Below are 1754 nucleotides of genomic sequence, written 5' to 3'. Positions count from 1 at the left end.
GCCGTGACGCTTGCGACCATCGGTGCCGGTGGTGCGGGCATCATCAATGCCCGGCACACCACGATAAAGCTGGATGGCTCCGAGGTCGGTGATGATGTCTTCGTGTTTCGGCAGGATGATCTCATCGTCTTCAAAGGCTGCCCGGAAACGCGGCATGTTTTCGCGGTAGTACGGAACGGAAAGCTGCACCTGTTCCACCTCGGTGCCGTACCGTTCTGCCGCCTGCTCAGCCAGATACTGACCGTTACCGCGCGCATCGAGCTTGATGCCGTCGCGGCGCGGCAGGCGATCACAGATATAAAACAGCGCCTGTTCCTGCTGCTTGAACGGGACGTTGCTGAGTTCGACCAGGAACGGCACGGTGCGGGTGGTGTTCTCATTCACCGTCACCGGTGCAAATACCGTGAGGTCACCATTACGGGCAAAGTCTTCACCCAGACAATGGCGAAGATGGGGCGGCAGTTTATCCAGTTCGGGCTGAACAACGGTCTCCAGCCAGTCCTGCATATCAATGCGACGCTGTCCTTCCGGCATGGCGCTGAACTCAGGCGTGCCGGTAAAGCGCAACACCACACACGGGCCACGGGCGGCACGCTCACGCAGGGAGCGGGGAATATACGCGCCGCTGCCGTTTTTTGGCACGCAGTAATATTCCTCCAGCGCATCGTCGCGCGTCGCGGTATTACGTAGCAGGCCCTCTTTCCAGTCCGCCTCCGCGTCAGGTGACCAGTCCAGCCCGCGCACCTGGCAGATACGGCGGTAGAGACCGTCATCACAGGCGTCATCCAGGGTGATGGTGTGGATCCGATAATCTTTTTTTTCCGCCCGGCTCTCCTGGATAAGCTGGTTAAACAGGTTATCAATGCCGTTGTGCGTGGAGATAAGGCGGATTTTTCCACCCCACGACCGCAGCGGGGTGACCGCTTTCAGCAGTTCATCCAGCCGCTCATGGAATGCCGCCTCGTCAATGGTGACATTCCCCTGCATCCCACGGATGTTACTGGGGTTGCTTGACAGCGCCTTGATTTTAAATCCGCTGGCGAAGTTGATCACAAAGGTCAGGATGTCCTTGTCTTCATCCTTCACGACCTCCTCACCGATATCACTGGCCGCCGCGTTGAACGCCTTTGCCCACATGGCGCAGGCGTCTATAAATTCACGCGCCATCTCTTTCGTGGTGCCGATGTAAAAGTGATCTGAGCCACCATCCACCTTTCGCAGGGAGGCGGTCAGCGCCGCATCGGATGCTTCTGCCCACGTCAGGCCGGTACGGCGGGACTTCTCGGCAATCTTGAGGGGGGAATCATCCGCAATCCACCGTTTCTGATAAGGAAGCAGTACGTCACTGGCGTTAAATGTCATGATGCGATCCCCATGATTTCACGCCTGATCACTGCCGCAGACTCGGACGACAGCCCGGCTTTTGTGGCGATAATCTCCGCTTTTTCTGCCGCCTCCCGCGCAAATTCCTGAAGGATTTCTTTCTCGCGCTTGTGGCTCACCATCGCTGCCGACTCCAGACGGTGAGCGACCAGCGCCAGCTGGCCGAGTGCTTTGGGCTCCACAACATCACCCTCGGACAGCGACATCGAGGTTTCAAAGGCGAGGGTTTTGACAAACTCCAGCAGCAGCTTGCCGACGTCGGACGTCGGCGCAGAGCCGAGTTTTGCCGCCCAGATTTCAGCCATCTCCCGCGATGCACGAATTTTGGCACCAAACTGTTCCATGCGGCTGGCGTAACGGTTAAGACCGGT

Annotated in this window: 2 protein-coding genes; both read right to left on the bottom strand. The window is 58.3% G+C overall.

The features are described from left to right. The coding region (locus GTGU_RS23075; RefSeq protein WP_038163313.1) for a terminase large subunit domain-containing protein at positions 1–1362 on the bottom strand (1362 nt) is incomplete at its 3' end. Next, a partial coding sequence (locus GTGU_RS23070; protein ID WP_038163310.1) for a DUF3486 family protein occupies positions 1359–1754 on the bottom strand: 396 nt, incomplete at its 5' end. The genes GTGU_RS23075 and GTGU_RS23070, both read right to left, overlap by 4 nt.

This window comes from Trabulsiella guamensis ATCC 49490, from assembly GCF_000734965.1.
GTDB classification, from domain to species: domain Bacteria; phylum Pseudomonadota; class Gammaproteobacteria; order Enterobacterales; family Enterobacteriaceae; genus Trabulsiella; species Trabulsiella guamensis.
This window is presented reverse-complemented; position numbering and strand designations above follow the sequence as displayed.